The organism is Streptomyces griseocarneus (genome assembly GCF_014655595.1).
Lineage (GTDB): Bacteria > Actinomycetota > Actinomycetes > Streptomycetales > Streptomycetaceae > Streptomyces > Streptomyces griseocarneus.
Map to the genome: position 1 here is coordinate 948,059 of NZ_BNBL01000001.1, position 14,714 is coordinate 962,772.

Here is a 14,714-nt window from a genome sequence, read left to right on the forward strand (position 1 = left end):
GCTGGCGGGATGCAGGAGTACCGGACGGTCGCGCGCGAGGGCGTGCACGAGATCGAGATCAACAAGTCGCGCTTCATCTGCGCGCTCGCACCGGCCGCGACCGAGGAGGAGGCGCAGGCCTTCATCGCGCGCATCCGCAAGGAGCACCCGACCGCCCGGCACCACTGCTGGGCCTACGTCATCGGCGCCGAGGGCTCCGTCCAGAAGGCGAGCGACGACGGCGAGCCGGGCGGCACCGCGGGCGTCCCCATGCTGCAGATGCTGCTCCGGCGCGAGATGCGCTACGTCGTCGCCGTCGTCACCCGCTACTTCGGCGGCGTCAAGCTCGGCGCGGGCGGCCTCATCCGGGCGTACGGAGGAGCGGTCGGCGAGGCCCTCGACACCCTGGAGACGGTGACCCGCCGGCGCTTCCGGCTGGTGACCGTCACCGTCGACCACCAGCGCGCGGGCAAGCTGGAGAACGACCTGCGGGCCACCGGGCGGGCGGTGCGCGAGGTGAGCTACGGCGAGGGCGTACGGATCGAGGTCGGCCTGCCGGAGGCGGACCTGGCGGCGTTCCGCTCCTGGCTGGCCGACGCCACGGCCGGCACGGCGGTCCTCGAGCTCGGCGGCGAGGCCTACGGGGACGCCTGAACCGAGCCCGTCCGCGCACCGCCACCCTCCGCCAGCCGGCCTACGCTACCCCCCTGTTCCCGTGCGCGGGGAGCGTCGTACCGAGGCCGGCGGGGCGGGCCGCCGTGACCCCTAGTTTCACGGTCATGGATCTCAAGCAAGCCAACTGCGTTCCCCTGCCGCAGAATTCGGCGGCAGGCCTGGCCTTCCTCCGCGAGGCTGCCCGTACCTTCCGCACCACCGGCGCCGTCGCGCCGAGCAGCAGGCGGCTCGCCGAGCGGCTGGCCGCCCCGCTCGCTCCCACGTGCAGACCGCGCCGCCCCGCCGCGGTGCTGGAGGTCGGCGCGGGGACGGGCCCGGTGACGCGGGTGCTGGCGGGGGCGGTGGGGCCCGCCGACCGGCTCGACGTCGTCGAGATCAACCCCCGCTTCGTCGAGATCCTGGACGGCGCGCTGCGCACCGACCCGGCCCTGTCCGCCGCCGCGGACCGGATCCGGCTCATCCCCGAGTCCATCACCGACCTGCGCATCGACCACGGCTACGACGTCATCGTCTCCTGCCTGCCGTTCACCAACTTCGACCCGGAGGAGGTCCGCGCGATCCTGGACCGCTATCTGTCGGTCCTCGTCCCCGGCGGGCACCTGACCTTCTTCGCCTACCTGGGCACCCACGCCACCCGCTCGCTGCTCAGCGGCCGCAGGGAGACCGCCAGGCACCGCGAGGTGACCTGCCTGCTGCACGACTTCACCCGCCGGCACTCCGGCAGGGCCAGCGTCGTGTGGCGCAACCTGCCACCCGCCCGCGTCTGGCACCTGCGCGCGCCCCGGCCCGCCGCGCGGATTTGCGGATTCGCGGAAAAGAGTGACATCGCGGCGGGCGGCGGGCGCCCCGATCAGGTGTACCTTCCGGCCCCGGACCGGATGCGAGACTGATGGGAGACTAGGGGCGACGGGTCAGTGCTGAACAGGGTGCGGAGGAACGAAACCATGCGGGTCGGAGTCGCCCTGTGAGGCTGCTGCACACCTCGGACTGGCACCTGGGACGGTCCTTCCACCGCGTGAGCCTCCTGCGGGCCCAGCGCGACTTCCTCGACCACCTCGTGCGGACCGTGCGCGAGCACGCCGTCGACGCCGTGCTCGTCGCCGGGGACGTCTACGACCGCGCCGTGCCGCCGCTCGCCGCCGTCGAGCTCTTCGACGAGGCTCTGCACCGCCTCGCGGACCTCCGGGTGCCCACCGTCATGATCTCCGGCAACCACGACTCGGCCCGCCGCCTCGGCGTCGGCGCCGGGCTCATCGAGCGGGCCGGCATACACCTGCGCACCGACCCGGCCGCCTGCGGCACCCCCGTGGTCCTCGCCGACGACCACGGCGACGTCGCCCTCTACGGCCTGCCCTACCTGGAGCCCGCCCTGGTGCGCGACGAGCTGGCGGCCGAGCGGGCCGGCCACGCCGCCGTCCTGGAGGCCGCCATGGAGCGGGTGCGGGCCGACCTCGCCACCCGGCCCGCCGGGACGCGGTCCGTCGTGCTCGCCCACGCCTTCGTCGCCGGCGGCGCGGCCAGCGACAGCGAACGCGACATCACCGTCGGCGGCGTCGCCGCCGTCCCCGCCGACGTCTTCCGGGGGGTGGACTACGCGGCCCTCGGCCACCTCCACGGCAGCCAGACCGTCACCGACCGGATCCGCTACTCCGGCTCCCCCCTCGCCTACTCCTTCTCCGAGGCCGACCACCGCAAGACCATGTGGCTCGTCGACCTCGACGCCGCCGGCGCGGTGACCGCCGAGCGGATCGACTGCCCCGTCCCGCGCCCGCTCGCCCGCATCCGCGGCCGCCTCGACGACCTGCTCTCCGACCCGCGCCTCGAGCGCCACGAGGACGCCTGGGTGGAGGCCACCCTCACCGACGCCGTGCGTCCGGGCGAGCCGATGGCCCGCCTCGCCCGCCGCTTCCCGCACACCCTCAGCCTCGTCTTCGAGCCCGACCGCGCCCCCGAGGACCCCCTCGCCTCCTACGCCCAGCGGCTCAGCGGCCGCACCGACCGCCAGATCGCCGAGGACTTCGTGGCCCACGTGCGCGGGGGCCAGGGCCCCGACGAGGCCGAGCGCGCCGTGCTGACCGCCGCGCTGGACTCCGTGCGCCTGGCCGACGCGACCGGCGAGGTGGCCCGGTGAGGCTCCACCGGCTCGAGATCACCGCCTTCGGCCCCTTCGGCGGCACCCAGCGCATCGACTTCGACGAACTGTCCGCCGCCGGGCTCTTCCTGCTGCACGGACCCACCGGCGCCGGCAAGACCTCCGTCCTCGACGCCGTCTGCTACGCCCTCTACGGCGGGGTCCCCGGCTCCCGCCAGGGCGCCGGACTGACCCTGCGCAGCGACCACGCCGACGCCGGCACGCCCACCGAGGTCGTCCTGGAGCTCACCGCCGGCGGACGCCGCCTGGAGATCACCCGGCGGCCCGAGCAGCTGCGCCCCAAGAAGCGCGGCACCGGCTCCACCCGCGAGAAGGCCTACGGCGCCCTGCGCGAGCGGGCCGCCGGCGGGGAGTGGAAGGCCCTCAGCCGCTCGCTCCAGGAGATGGGCGAGGAGATCACCCAGCTTCTCGGCATGAGCCGCGAGCAGTTCTGCCAGGTCGTCCTGCTGCCGCAGGGCGACTTCGCCCGCTTCCTGCGCGCCGAGGACGCCGCCCGCGCGGGGCTGCTCGGCCGCCTCTTCGACACCGGCCGCTTCGCCGCCGTCGAGGACCGCCTCGCGGACCTGCGCCGCGCGGCCGAGGCACGGGTCCGCGCGGGCGACGAACGCCTGCTGGCCCTCGGCCACCGGATGCGACAGGCCGCCGGCGACGCCTCCCTGCCGGAGATGGGCACCCCTGCCCCCGCCGGGGCACCGGCCGGACCCCCGGCCCCGGCCGCCGTCACCCCGGCTCCGCGCGGCACCGCCCGGCAGCGGCGCGGCTTCGTGCCCGCGCCCCGCGCCGGCGAGGCGCCGCTCGCACCCGGGGACCCGGGGCTGGCCGAGGCCGTCCTGGAGTGGGCGGCCCTGGCCCGTACGAACGCCCGCGAGCGGCGGGACGTCGCCTCGGTCGCGCTGCGCGCCGCCGAGCGCGAGCACCGCGCCGCGCAGGAGCGGGCCGACGAGGCCCGGGAGCTGGACCGGCTGCAGCGGCGGCACGCCGAGGCCCTGCGGCGTGCCGGGGCGCTCGAGGAGCGGCGCGCCGAACGGGACGCCCTGCGCGAGCGGCTGGAGCGGGCCCGCGCCGCCGAGGGCGTCGCGCCCGCGCTCGAGCTGCGCGGCCGGGCCGAGGAGGAGCACGCGGCCGCGGTCGCGGCCGAGCGGCAGGCCCGTGCGCCGCTGTCCGCCGGGCACCGCGAGGCCGGCGCCGAACAGCTCGCCGCCCTGGAGGGCGGGCTGCGCGAGGAGCTCGGCTCGCTGGCCGCCGCCCGGCGTGCCGAGGAGCGGGCCGGGGAGATCGTCGCCGAGACCGCGCGCCTGGAGCGCACGGCCGCCGCCGACGAGGACCTCCTGGCCGACGCCGCCGAATGGCTCGCGTCCTGGGAGACCGCCCGCCGCGCCCACCAGCGGCGCGTCGACGAGGCCCAGGAGGCCCTCGGCCGGGCCGAGCAGCTCGGCGGCCGGCTCGAGGCCGAGCGCAAGCGGCTCGAGGCCGCCCGCCGCCGCGACCGCCTCGTCCACGAGGCCGACGCCGCCGAGGCCCGGCTGCGCGACGCCCGCGACGCGGCCGCCACCGCCCGGGAACACTGGCTGGACCTCAAGGACCGCCGGCTGCGCGGCATCGCCGCCGAACTGGCCGCCGGCCTCGCCGCCGGCACCCCCTGCGCGGTGTGCGGCGCCACCGAACACCCCGCCCCGGCCCGCGCGGGCGCCGGCCAGGTGGACCGGGGGGCCGAGGAGGCCGCCCTGGCGGCCAGCCGCCGCGCCGACGAGGCGCGGGAGGAGGCCGGCCGGGCGCTGCGGCCGCTGGGCGAGGCCCTCGCCGTGGCCACCGCCGACGCCGGCGAGGCCACCGTCGGCGAACTCGCCGCTCTCGTGGCGGACCTGGAGCGCGCCCACGCCGGGGCCCGGACCGCCGGCACGGCCCTGCACGCCGCCCGCCAAGCGCTCGAGAGCGCCGAGGCGGAGTACGAGCGGCGGCGCGCCGGGCAGGAGGAGGCCCGGCTGCGCATCGCCGCCCACGCCACCCGCAGGGAGGGCCTCGAGCGGGAACTGGCCGTGCTGGAGCGCGAGCTGACGCAGGCGCGCGGCGGGTCCGAGTCCGTCGCCCGGCGCGCCGGCCTGCTGCAGGAGCGGCTCGGCCACCTCGCGGCCGCCGCGGCGGCCGCGCGGGAGGCGGACCGTACGGCCGGCCGTCGCAAGGAGGCCGACGCCCGGCTCGCCGACGCCGCCTACCGCGCCGGGTTCGACACCCCCCGCCTGGCCGAGCAGGCCATGCTGGACGGCGCCGCGCGGCACGAGCTGCGGCAGCGGCTCGAGCGGTGGGAGCGCGAGGAGCTGGCCGTCGCCGCGGAGCTGGCCGACGAGAGCGCGCTGGCGGCCGCCGGGCGCCCGCCCGCCGACCCGGACGCCGCGCTGGCGGACGTCGCCGGGGCGACCCGGGTGCTGCGGCAGGCGTCCGCCGAGGACGCCGCCGCCCGTACCCGCTGCGACGAGCTGGACCGGCTCTCCGCCGAGGCCGTCGCCGACGCCCGCGCGCTCGCCCCGCTGCGCGCGGAGTACCACCGGGTGGCCGAGCTCTCCTCGCTCGCGGCGGGCACCTCCGCGCGCAACGAACGCAAGATGCGCCTGGAGTCCTACGTCCTGGCCGCCCGGCTCGAGCAGGTGGCGGCGGCCGCGACCGCGCGCCTGCGGCGCATGTCCTCCGGGCGCTACACCCTCGTCCACTCCGACGCCCGGACCGGCGGCCGCGGCCGATCCGGCCTCGGGCTGCACGTCGTCGACGCCTGGACGGGCAGCGAGCGCGACACCGCGACGCTCTCCGGCGGCGAGACGTTCTTCGCGTCGCTGGCGCTCGCGCTCGGCCTCGCCGACGTGGTCACCGAGGAGGCGGGCGGCGTCCGGCTGGACACGCTCTTCATCGACGAGGGCTTCGGCAGCCTCGACGAGCAGACCCTGGACGAGGTGCTGGACGTGCTGGACTCGCTGCGCGAGCGCGACCGCACGGTCGGCATCGTCAGTCACGTGGCCGATCTGCGGCAGCGCGTCCCGGCCCAGCTGCAGGTGGTCAAGGAGCGGTCGGGTTCGGCTGTGCGGCACCGGACGGCGGCCGCGGGCTGAGCGCGCGGCGGGGGAGCGGCGAGGAGTAGACGACGCTCGTGGTCACCGAGCCCAGCCCGCCGATGCGCCCCGCCACCTCCTCGAGGTGGCGCATCGAATGGGCCGCGACCTTGATCACGAAGCAGTCGTCGCCGGTGACGTGGTGCGCCTCGAGGATCTCGGGCGTGGTGTCCAGGAGGTCGTGGAACGGTTTGTAGTTTCCGTTGGGGTAGCGCAGGCGGACGAACGCGAGCACCGGCATGCCGAGCCGGTCGGCGTCCACGACGGCGGTGTAGCCGCTGATGATCCCGGCCTCCTCCAGGCGCCGGACGCGCTCGGTGACGGCGCTGGAGGACATGTTCACGGTACGCGCCAACTCGGCGTAGCCCGCGCGGCCGTTGCTCTGGAGGGCGTCGAGGATGCGCCAGTCGGTGGCGTCAGGGGAATAGCCGGTCATGTGCGATGTCTAGCAGTGAAATCCCCGGCTTATCAAGATTTTTTCCGGGGATTGACCGTTCCGTTGGATGATCATGGACCGTAGATTTTCCGCCATGACAGCAATCGCCGCCCCGCAGGCCGCCCCCAGCCCCGTCCTCGCCGTCCCGCCCGCCGCCCCCGCCGACGCCGCGGCCTACTTCGCCGCCCGGCTCGCCTTCCACACCGACGTCGCCGACGTCCACGCCGTGCTGAACGCCGGCGCCGCGGACTTCGCGGTCGTCGACTCGCGCTCCACCCAGGCCTGGGACCAGGGCCACGTCCCGGGCGCCGTCCACCTCCCGACCGCGCAGATCCCGCAGCTGGCCGCCGATTTCCTCGACCCGGCCGTCCCGGTCGTCGTGTACTGCTGGGGCCCCGGCTGCGACGGCGCCACCCGCGCGGCCCTCGCCCTGGCCCGCCTCGGCTACCGCGTCAAGGAGATGCTCGGCGGCATCGAGTACTGGATCCGCGAGGGCTACGAGGTCGAGACGTGGGAGGGCACCCGGCAGCTCCCGCCGGACCCCCTGACGGCACCGCTCGACGGCGGCGACTGCGGCTGCTGACCCGGCCGCACGCTCACCGCCGCCGGCGGCTCCGCTCCCGTTACAGCGCCGACAGCTCGGCCACCAGGTCGTCCAGGCCCAGGGAGCCCTGGGAGAGGGCCGCCATGTGCCAGGCCTTGGCGTCGAAGGCGTCGCCGTGGGCCGCGCGGGCGGCCTCGCGGCCGGTCAGCCAGGCGCGTTCGCCGAGCTTGTAGCCGATGGCCTGGGCCGGCATCCCGAGGTAGCGGACCAGCTCGCTGTCGGCGAACTCCGCCGGGCGGCCGCTGTGCAGGCCGAAGAACTCCCGCGCCAGCTCCGGCGTCCAGCGCTCTCCCGGGTGGAAGGGGGAGTGCCCGGGGATCTCCAGCTCCAGGTGCATGCCGATGTCGACGATCACGCGCACCGCGCGCATCATCTGGGCGTCGAGGTAGCCCAGCCGCCGCTCGGGGTCGGCGAGGAAGCCCAGCTCGTCCATGAGGCGCTCCGCGTACAGCGCCCACCCCTCGCAGTTGGCGCTGACCATGCCGATCGTGGCCTGGTAGCGGGAGAGGCGGTCGGCGACGTGCGTCCACTGGGCGAGCTGGAGGTGGTGGCCGGGCACGCCCTCGTGGTACCAGGTGGAGACCAGGTCGTACACCGGGAAGCGGGTCTCGCCCATCGTGGGCAGCCAGGTGCGGCCGGGGCGGGAGAAGTCCTCCGAGGGCTGGCTGTAGTACGGGGCCGCGGCGCCGCCGGGAGGGGCGATGCGCGACTCGACGCGGCGTACCCGCTCGGCGAGTTCGAAGTGGGTGCCGTCCAGGGCGTCGATCGCCTCGTCCATCAGGTTCTGCAGCCAGACGCGGACCTCCTCGACGCCCTCGATGTGGGCGCCGTGGACGTCGAGATGGGCCAGCGCCTCCCAGGGCGTCCGCGCGCCCGGCAGGATCCTCTCCGCCTCCACCCGCATCTCGCCCAGGATCCGGTGGAACTCCGACCAGCCGTAGGCGTAGGCCTCGTCGAGGTCGAGGTCGGCGCCGTTCCAGTGGCGCGCCCACCGGGCGTAGCGCTCGCGGCCCACCACGTCGGGCGCGCCCTCGACGGCGGGCGCGTAGACGTCGCGCAGCCAGTCGCGCAGCGCGGCCAGGCCGCCCGTGGCGGCGCCGGCCGCCTTGTCCAGCTCCGCCCGCAGCTCCTCGGGCCCGGCGGCCGTGAAGTCACCGAACCAGCCGGTGCCGGTGCCGATCCACTCGTCCAACTGCCCGAGGACCGTGGTGACCTGACGGGGTCCGCCCTTCAGGCCGCGCGCCAGGCCTTCCGCGAGCGCGGCGCGGTAGCCTTCGAGCGCGGCCGGCACCGCGTGCAGCCGCTCGGCGATCGCCGACCAGTCCTCGGGGGTGTCCGAGGGCATCAGGGTGAAGACCTCGCGCACCGAATGCAGCGGCGAGTGGATGTTGCTGACCGTGCGCAGGTGCTCGCCCGCCTCGTGCACGGCGAGTTCGGCCGTCAGCCGCTCGCGCAGCAGGCGGGCGCAGCGGCGCTCGCTGTCGGCGTCGGCGCCCGGCCGGGCCTCGGCCTCGGTGAGCCGCTGCAGGGTCGTGCGGATCAGTCCGGCGACGGCCTCCGCGCCCGCGGGCGAGAAGTCCGGCAGCCGGCGCGCGGACCCGGGCACCCCCAGATAGGTGCCGGTGATGGGGTCGAGCTCGGTGTACGCGGTCACGTAGGCGTCGGCGACCTGGCGGGGCAGCGGATTGCTCGTCGTGTTCGGCATGCGCACATCCTCGTACGGAGCGGGCGGCGGCGTCACCGCCTTTAGGACGTCGCCGCCCGCGAGACGTCACCGCCTCCGGGACGCCACCGGCTTCGTGGCGTCGGTCGCGGGGCGTACGGGGGCGAGGCGGGCGGTGATGACGAGGGTGCCCTCCTCCACCTGGTAGTCCAGCGGCAGGCCGAGGGCGCGCATGGCCGCGACCATGGGGGTGTTGGAGGAGGTGGTGACGGCGTAGACGCTCTCGCAGTCCGCCTCGCAGGCCATGGCCACCAGGCGGCCGAGCAGTTCCCGGCCGACGCCCCGCTGCTGCCAGTCGTCCTCGACGAGCAGCGCGACCTCGGTCTCGTCGCCGTCCCACAGCAGATGGCCCAGCGCCACCAGGCGGCCGGAGGCGGTGTAGGCGGCCAGCGTGCGGCCGAAGCGGGGGCTCAGCAGGTGGCGCAGATAGCGGTCGGCGTCGGTGACGGGGCCGTGGTAGCGGCGCGAGAGCGTGGCCGGGGAGCAGCGTTCGTGCATCGCGCGCGCGGCGACGAGGTCACCGGCGTCGGCGCGGCGGACGGTGATCTCGTTGCCCTCCGGCAGCGTCAGGACGTCGCTGCGCGGCGGTACGCGCGGGCCGAGGCGGGCGTCGAGCGCGACCAGGGCGCGGGCGCGCGCGAACTCGGTGGGGGTGAAGGGCAGGTACGGGCGCTCGATGGTGATCGACCCGCCCGAGGGGTCGCGCAGCCGCATCACCGTCTCCTCCCACTCGCCGTCCTCGGGGACGGGCTCGGCGGCCGGGCCGCCGCCCCGCACCGGCCGGTTCGGTATCGAGCGGATGGTGCAGCGGCCCAGCAGCTGGCGCAGGGCGAGGGGGAGTTCGGAGGCGTCCAGCGCGGTGCGGGTGGCCAGGCCCAGCACCCGGGTCGGGGCGTCGACGAGGTCGTGCGCGTCGGCGCGCTCCAGCCAGGTCTCGCGGCCGCCCCCGGCGGCGGCCGCCCCGGTCAGGTCGGCCGGGGCCAGCGTCGCCGGGGAGCGCAGCAGGAGCTCGTCGACGGTGCCGTCGGCCAGCGGATGGGTCTGCAGGGACAGTATGTCGACGCGCAGGTCCGCCAGCGCCAGGCACAGGGCGGCCAGGCTGCCCGGCTCGTCGCGGACCGTCGTGCGCATCCGCCACAGCGCCGTGCCGCCCTCCCCGGGGCCCGGGGAGGCGGACGCCGGCGCCGTGGCGCCCGTATCGGGCAGGGCCTCGTGCCTGCCCGTGGGCGGTGGCGCGTGGCCCCGGCGCCGTGACCACCAGATGTGGAAGCCGGCCGTGGCCAGCAGCGCGGCCGCCGAACCGATCAGCAGGGCGGGGCCGTCGGGGCCGTGCACGACCGTGTCGGCCACCGAGTCGGCGGCCGCGACCGCCGTGAACAGAGCGGCCAGTTCCGCCAGGTCCCGGCGCCAGTGGTGGCGGTGTCGGGGGGAGCTCTTCGCGAGGTTCTCGTCGGTCATGACACCACCCTGGCCGAGCGGTGTTGCGTGATCACGAACGCCCTGTGTCCCGCAGGTAAAGGACCAATGCGCCCGGTGCCGGACGATTCGGGACAACCCCCGGGGGCGAGGATCCGCGCCGGATATCGGAGAGACAGTTCCGCCGCGGCCGTGGCAGGCTGACGGCATGCTTGATCACATCGCGATCCAGGTAGGGGACATCGCGGCGAGCGCGCTGTTCTACGACACCGTCCTCGCACCGCTCGGCGGCGGGCGGACCAAGGAGTTCGGCGAGAACATCGGCTACGGAACGACGGGACACACCCTGTGGCTCGTCCCCGCCACCGACGCCGCACCGGCCCGTGAGCTGCACCTCGCCTTCGTGGCGGCCGATCGCGCGGCCGTCGACGCGTTCCACGCGGCCGCGGTCGCGGCCGGCGCCGAGTCGCTGCACGCCCCGCGGCTGTGGCCGGAGTACCACGCCTCGTACTACGGAGCCTTCGTGCGCGACCCCGACGGCAACAACGTCGAGGCCGTCTGCCACACGCCGTAGCCTCAGGCGCGGCGCAGCTCGCGCAGCGCCTCCTCCACGCCGCGGTGGAAGGTCGGGTAGGCGTAGATCATGTGCCGCAGCGCCTCGACGGGCACCTCCGCCTGGATCGCGACCGCCAGGCCGTACATCACCTCGCCGCCCGTCGGCCCGGCCGTGGTCGCGCCGACGAGCACGCCCCGGTCCGCGTCCTCGACCAGCTTGACCAGGCCCTCGTTGCCCGCCTTGTGGATCCAGCCGCGCGTCGAGGAGGGCACCCGGGACAGGCCCGTGCGCACCGTGAGGCCCTTCTCGCGGGCCTGCTTCTCGGTCAGGCCCACCGCGCCGATCTCCGGGTCGGTGAAGGTCACGCGCGGCAGGGCGCGGTAGTCCGCGTCCGGGCCGCCCTCGCCGAGGATCGCCCGGATGGCGATGTCCGCCTCGTACATCGCCACGTGCGTGAAGGCACCGTGCCCGGTCACATCGCCCACGCCCCACAGTCCGGGCGCCGCCAGCAGCTGTCCGTCGGTCCTCAGCCACCGCGCCGTGGGGTCCAGGCCGACGGTGTCCAGGCCCAGCACGGACAGGTCCGCCCGGCGGCCCGTGGCGACGAGCAGCCGGTCGGCGGTCAGTTCCTCGCCGTTCTCCAGGACCAGCGTGAACGCGTCACCGCCGTGCCGCACCCGGGCCGCCCGCGCGCCCGTGCGCAGGGTCAGGCCCTCGGCGCGCAGCACCTCGGCCACCAGCTCGCCCGCCTCCGGCTCCTCCACCGGGATCAGGTTGTCCAGCGCCTCCACCACGGTCACCCGGGTGCCGAAGCGGGCGTAGACCTGGGCCAGTTCCAGCCCGATCGCGCCCCCGCCGAGCACCAGCAGCGAGCCCGGCGCCTCCTTGGCGGCGATCGCGTCCCGGTTGGTCCAGTACGGCACCGCGTCCAGCCCCGGCACCGGCGGGATCTGCGGCCGGGTGCCGGTGGCGAGGACGATCCCGCGCCGGGCCTCGAAGACCTCGCCGTTCACCTCGACCCGCCCCGGCCCGGCCAGCCGGCCGCGCCCGCGCACCAGCCGGCCGCCCTTGCCGGTGAAGCGGTCGGCGGCGACGCGGTCGTCCCAGTCGTCGGTGGCCTCGTCGCGGATGCGCGCGGCCACCGGCGCCCAGTCGGGGGAGACCCGGGCCGAGCCCGCCATGCCGGGCACGCGCCGGGCCTCGGCCAGCAGGTTCCCGGCACGGATCATCATCTTGCTCGGCACGCAGCCCCAGTACGGGCACTCGCCGCCGACCAGTTCGGCCTCCACGCCCACCACGTCCAGCCCGGTGCCGGCCAGCTCGCCGGCCACGTGCTCGCCGCCCGGACCCATTCCGATGACGACGACGTCCACCTGCTCGGTCACGGCACGCACCCTCTCTCGCGTCGGCTCCGGGTGCCCACCATCCCACCGGGCCGGGGGAGCGTCACTGTCCGACGCGCCCCGGTTGGAGCACCTTGGTGAACAGCACCGCGCCCCGCTCGTCCCGCAGCCGTACGGTCAGCTCGCCGCTCGCCCCGTCGATGGCGACCTCGCCGAAGAACTGGCTGTCCTGCCCGGGCGGCACGTTCGCGGTGGCGGGGGCCCTGACGAAGGGCTGCTCGGGCCCGAAGGTCGCGTCCAGCTTCACGGCGGGGAACCCGCCCGCGTTCAGCGGGCCCGTGACGAACTCCCAGAAGGGCTCGAAGTCCTTGAAAGCCGCCCGCGAGGGGGCGTAGTGCTGGGCGGAGGTGTAGTGCACGTCGGCCGTCAGCCACACCGTGCCGGTGATGCGCCGGTGCTTGATGTGCCGCAGCAGCTCGGCGATCTGCAGCTCGCGGCCCAGCGGCGCGCCCGGATCGCCCTGCGCGACGGCCTCGAAGTTCACCGGGCCGTCGGCCACGACCAGGCCCAGCGGCATGTCGGCGGCGATCACCTTCCACACCGCCCGCGAGCGCGACAGCTCCCGCTTGAGCCACCGCAGCTGCTCCGCGCCGAGGATCCCCCGGGCGTCGTCGGGCCGCCGGCCGGGGGAGTTGGCGTCGCGGTAGGTGCGCATGTCGAGGACGAACAGGTCGAGCAGCGGGCCGTGCCGCAGCACCCGGTACACCCGGCCGTCGCCGTCCGGGCTCTGGGTGGACACCGGGAAGTACTCGGAGAAGGCGCGCCGCGAGCGGGCGGCCAGCACGTCGACGTTCTTCTCGGTGTAGCGCGCGTCGTCCAGGATCTGGCCCGGGTACCAGTTGTTGCGCACCTCGTGGTCGTCCCACTGCACGACGGCGGGCACCTGGGCGTTGAGCCGTCTGAGGTGGTCGTCGAGCAGGTTGTAGCGGAACGCCCCGCGGAACTCCGCGAGGCTCTCGGCGACCTTCGACTTCTCCTCGGTGGTGACGTTGCGCCAGGTGCCGCCGCCGGGCAGGGCGATGCTCGGGGGGATGGGACTGTCGGCGTAGACGTTGTCGCCGCTGCAGAGGAAGAAGTCGGGGTCCAGGCGGCGCATGTGCTCGAAGATGCGGTAGCCGCCGCGGTCGGGGTTGATGCCCCAGCCCTGCCCCGCGAGGTCGCCGGACCACACGAAGCGCACGTCCTCGCGGCGCGCGGGAGCGGTGCGGAACGTGCCGTAGACCGGCCGGCCGGTGCGCCGGGGGTCGTCGGGGTCGGCGAGGACCACGCGGTAGTGGATCTGCTCGCCCGGCGGCAGGCCGCGCAGGGCCGTGCGGCCCGTGAAGTCGGTGCCGGGACCGACCACCGGTCCCGCCCAGCGGCGGACCGTGCGGAAGGACTCGGTCGCCGACGTCTCCACGATCATCCGGGCCCTGCGGTCCGACCGCACCCACACCAGCCCCGAGGAGGTGGTGACGTCCCCCGCCTGCGTGCCCCAGTCCGCGCTCGGCCGGCCCGCCAGCGCCAGGGCCGGGGCCGTGCCGCCGAGGGCCGGCAGCGCGGCCGCCCCGGCGGCGGCCGCCGATCCCCGCAGCAGCGCCCGCCGGCCGATGCCGCCCCGCCCGGATCCGTACGCCATGGAAGCAACCTCCTGTGCATCCGGCCCCGCCCCACTGGCCCCGGCCGGTGTCCCGTTCCTACCTGCGTCACATGCCCGGCAGCCGAACGCACCGTGAACAGCGGGCGCGTGCGGCTCCGCCGTCCCGGCCGCCGCCGCTCAGAGCGAGGTGCCGGGGCGTGAGGTGTCGAGGATGACGCGGGCGACCAGTGCCGGGTCGTCGTTCATGGGGACGTGCCCGCAGCCGGGCAGCCGTACGAGCCGGGCGCCGGGGATGACGCGCTTGGCCCGGACGCCCTGGCGGCGCAGCAGGATCCGGTCCTTCGTGCCCCAGGCGACGGTGACCGGAAGGTCCGGCAGGTCGTGGGTGAACAGGACGGTCCGCCCGGCGGCGAGGGTGGCCTCGAAGCCCGTGGCCTCGCGCAGCGCCCGCGTCTCGGCGACGACGGCGTCGGGGGAACGGCGGCCGGGGCGGGCGTAGATGGTGCCGGCCAGCGCCGCCCGGCCGGCGGCCGTACGGACCAGGCGGGCCAGGGCCCCGTCCGGCAGGCGCAGCGCCCCGTGCCGCATGCCCAGCAGCATGCCGAAGGCGTAGCGGCGCTCGGCCTCGGTCCAGAACCCGGCGGGGGCGAGCGCGGTGACGGACCGTACGAGCTTCTCGTGCCCCAGCTGCAGGGCGAGCAGCCCGCCCAGGGAGTTGCCGGCGACGTGCGGCCGGTCCAGGCCCAGGCTCTCGAAGAGGGCGCGCAGGACGGGGACCACGCCGGCCAGGTCGTAGGAGACGCCCGCGGGCAGGGCGGGGGAGCGGCCGAAGCCGGGCAGGTCCACGGCGATCACGTCCCGCTCGGCGGCGAGTATGCCCACCACCGGATCCCAGGCCTGGAGGTGATGGCCGATGCCGTGCAGCAGGACCAGCGGCTCGCCGCCGCCGACGCGTTCGTACACCACCTCGGCCGTGTGCTTCCCGGCGGGGTCGATGGGGAAGGAGACCGTCTCGGCCATGGGAGCTCCTCGTCATCCGTGGGGGCGACGTACCGAGACAGGATGTCAGCAACGGTTACCGCTGGGTAGACCT

General features: G+C 75.8%; 12 protein-coding genes. 6 read left to right on the forward strand and 6 right to left on the reverse strand.

All coding sequences use genetic code 11. The features are described 5' to 3' along the window. Positions 1-9 precede the first annotated feature (9 nt). The 4 genes from IE295_RS04090 (at position 10) to IE295_RS04105 (ending at position 5,904) form a co-directional block, all read left to right on the forward strand. Complete coding sequence (locus IE295_RS04090) at positions 10-633, forward strand: YigZ family protein (protein WP_190062005.1); 624 nt, start codon at positions 10-12, stop codon at positions 631-633. A gap of 125 nt (positions 634-758) precedes the next feature. Further along, positions 759-1,544: a class I SAM-dependent methyltransferase gene (locus IE295_RS04095; RefSeq protein WP_190062006.1), complete on the forward strand. Its 786-nt coding sequence runs from the start codon at positions 759-761 to the stop codon at positions 1,542-1,544. 74 nt (positions 1,545-1,618) lie between these two features. Beyond that, a complete protein-coding gene (locus IE295_RS04100) occupies positions 1,619-2,785 on the forward strand; it encodes an exonuclease SbcCD subunit D (RefSeq protein WP_190062007.1) in 1,167 nt (388 codons plus the stop codon). Next, positions 2,782-5,904 carry an AAA family ATPase gene (locus tag IE295_RS04105; protein WP_190062008.1) on the forward strand — a complete coding sequence of 1,041 codons (3,123 nt, stop codon included), beginning with the start codon at positions 2,782-2,784 and terminating at the stop codon, positions 5,902-5,904. The genes IE295_RS04100 and IE295_RS04105 overlap by 4 nt, the downstream gene beginning before the upstream one ends. Here IE295_RS04105 and IE295_RS04110 read toward each other — a convergent pair. Further along, positions 5,852-6,340: an Lrp/AsnC family transcriptional regulator gene (locus IE295_RS04110; RefSeq protein WP_190062009.1), complete on the reverse strand. Its 489-nt coding sequence runs from the start codon at positions 6,338-6,340 to the stop codon at positions 5,852-5,854. The two genes, IE295_RS04105 and IE295_RS04110, sit on opposite strands and share 53 nt — an antisense overlap. 94 nt (positions 6,341-6,434) lie before the next feature. Here IE295_RS04110 and IE295_RS04115 point away from each other — a divergent pair, with 94 nt between their 5' ends. Further along, complete coding sequence (locus tag IE295_RS04115) at positions 6,435-6,923, forward strand: rhodanese-like domain-containing protein (protein WP_224323554.1); 489 nt, start codon at positions 6,435-6,437, stop codon at positions 6,921-6,923. Between the two features lie 40 nt (positions 6,924-6,963). Here IE295_RS04115 and IE295_RS04120 read toward each other — a convergent pair whose 3' ends face one another. Together IE295_RS04120 and IE295_RS04125 are read right to left on the reverse strand one after the other, a co-directional pair. After that, on the reverse strand, positions 6,964-8,649 hold the full coding sequence (locus IE295_RS04120; RefSeq protein ID WP_190062011.1) for a DUF885 domain-containing protein: 1,686 nt from the start codon (positions 8,647-8,649) through the stop codon (positions 6,964-6,966). 66 nt (positions 8,650-8,715) lie between these two features. Next, positions 8,716-10,125 (reverse strand): GNAT family N-acetyltransferase, encoded by a 1,410-nt coding sequence (locus tag IE295_RS04125; RefSeq protein WP_190062012.1) that lies wholly within the window; start codon positions 10,123-10,125, stop codon positions 8,716-8,718. Positions 10,126-10,291: 166 nt separating this feature from the next. Between IE295_RS04125 and IE295_RS04130 the strand changes: the two genes are divergently transcribed. Next, positions 10,292-10,657 (forward strand): VOC family protein, encoded by a 366-nt coding sequence (locus tag IE295_RS04130; protein WP_190062013.1) that lies wholly within the window; start codon positions 10,292-10,294, stop codon positions 10,655-10,657. Positions 10,658-10,659: 2 nt separating this feature from the next. On the opposite strand, the gene IE295_RS04135 is transcribed toward IE295_RS04130, so the two are convergent. The 3 genes from IE295_RS04135 to IE295_RS04145 form a co-directional block, all read right to left on the reverse strand. Further along, positions 10,660-12,024: a dihydrolipoyl dehydrogenase family protein gene (locus IE295_RS04135; protein ID WP_190062014.1), complete on the reverse strand. Its 1,365-nt coding sequence runs from the start codon at positions 12,022-12,024 to the stop codon at positions 10,660-10,662. A 61-nt stretch (positions 12,025-12,085) separates the two neighbouring features. Then, positions 12,086-13,660: an alkaline phosphatase D family protein gene (locus IE295_RS04140; RefSeq protein ID WP_190062015.1), complete on the reverse strand. Its 1,575-nt coding sequence runs from the start codon at positions 13,658-13,660 to the stop codon at positions 12,086-12,088. Between the two features lie 138 nt (positions 13,661-13,798). Further along, positions 13,799-14,641 (reverse strand): alpha/beta fold hydrolase, encoded by an 843-nt coding sequence (locus IE295_RS04145; RefSeq protein WP_190062016.1) that lies wholly within the window; start codon positions 14,639-14,641, stop codon positions 13,799-13,801. Between the last annotated feature and the right edge of the window lie 73 nt (positions 14,642-14,714).

Bases quoted from the DNA above. Each gene is read 5' to 3' on its own strand.
- IE295_RS04140 (WP_190062015.1), bottom strand. From the start codon at position 13,660: ATGGCGTACGGATCCGGGCGGGGCGGCATCGGCCGGCGGGCGCTGCTG.
- IE295_RS04095 (WP_190062006.1), top strand. From the start codon at position 759: ATGGATCTCAAGCAAGCCAACTGCGTTCCCCTGCCGCAGAATTCGGCG.
- IE295_RS04110 (WP_190062009.1), bottom strand. From the start codon at position 6,340: ATGACCGGCTATTCCCCTGACGCCACCGACTGGCGCATCCTCGACGCC.
- IE295_RS04130 (WP_190062013.1), top strand. From the start codon at position 10,292: ATGCTTGATCACATCGCGATCCAGGTAGGGGACATCGCGGCGAGCGCG.
- IE295_RS04115 (WP_224323554.1), top strand. From the start codon at position 6,435: ATGACAGCAATCGCCGCCCCGCAGGCCGCCCCCAGCCCCGTCCTCGCC.
- IE295_RS04120 (WP_190062011.1), bottom strand. From the start codon at position 8,649: ATGCCGAACACGACGAGCAATCCGCTGCCCCGCCAGGTCGCCGACGCC.
- IE295_RS04125 (WP_190062012.1), bottom strand. From the start codon at position 10,125: ATGACCGACGAGAACCTCGCGAAGAGCTCCCCCCGACACCGCCACCAC.
- IE295_RS04090 (WP_190062005.1), top strand. From the start codon at position 10: ATGCAGGAGTACCGGACGGTCGCGCGCGAGGGCGTGCACGAGATCGAG.
- IE295_RS04145 (WP_190062016.1), bottom strand. From the start codon at position 14,641: ATGGCCGAGACGGTCTCCTTCCCCATCGACCCCGCCGGGAAGCACACG.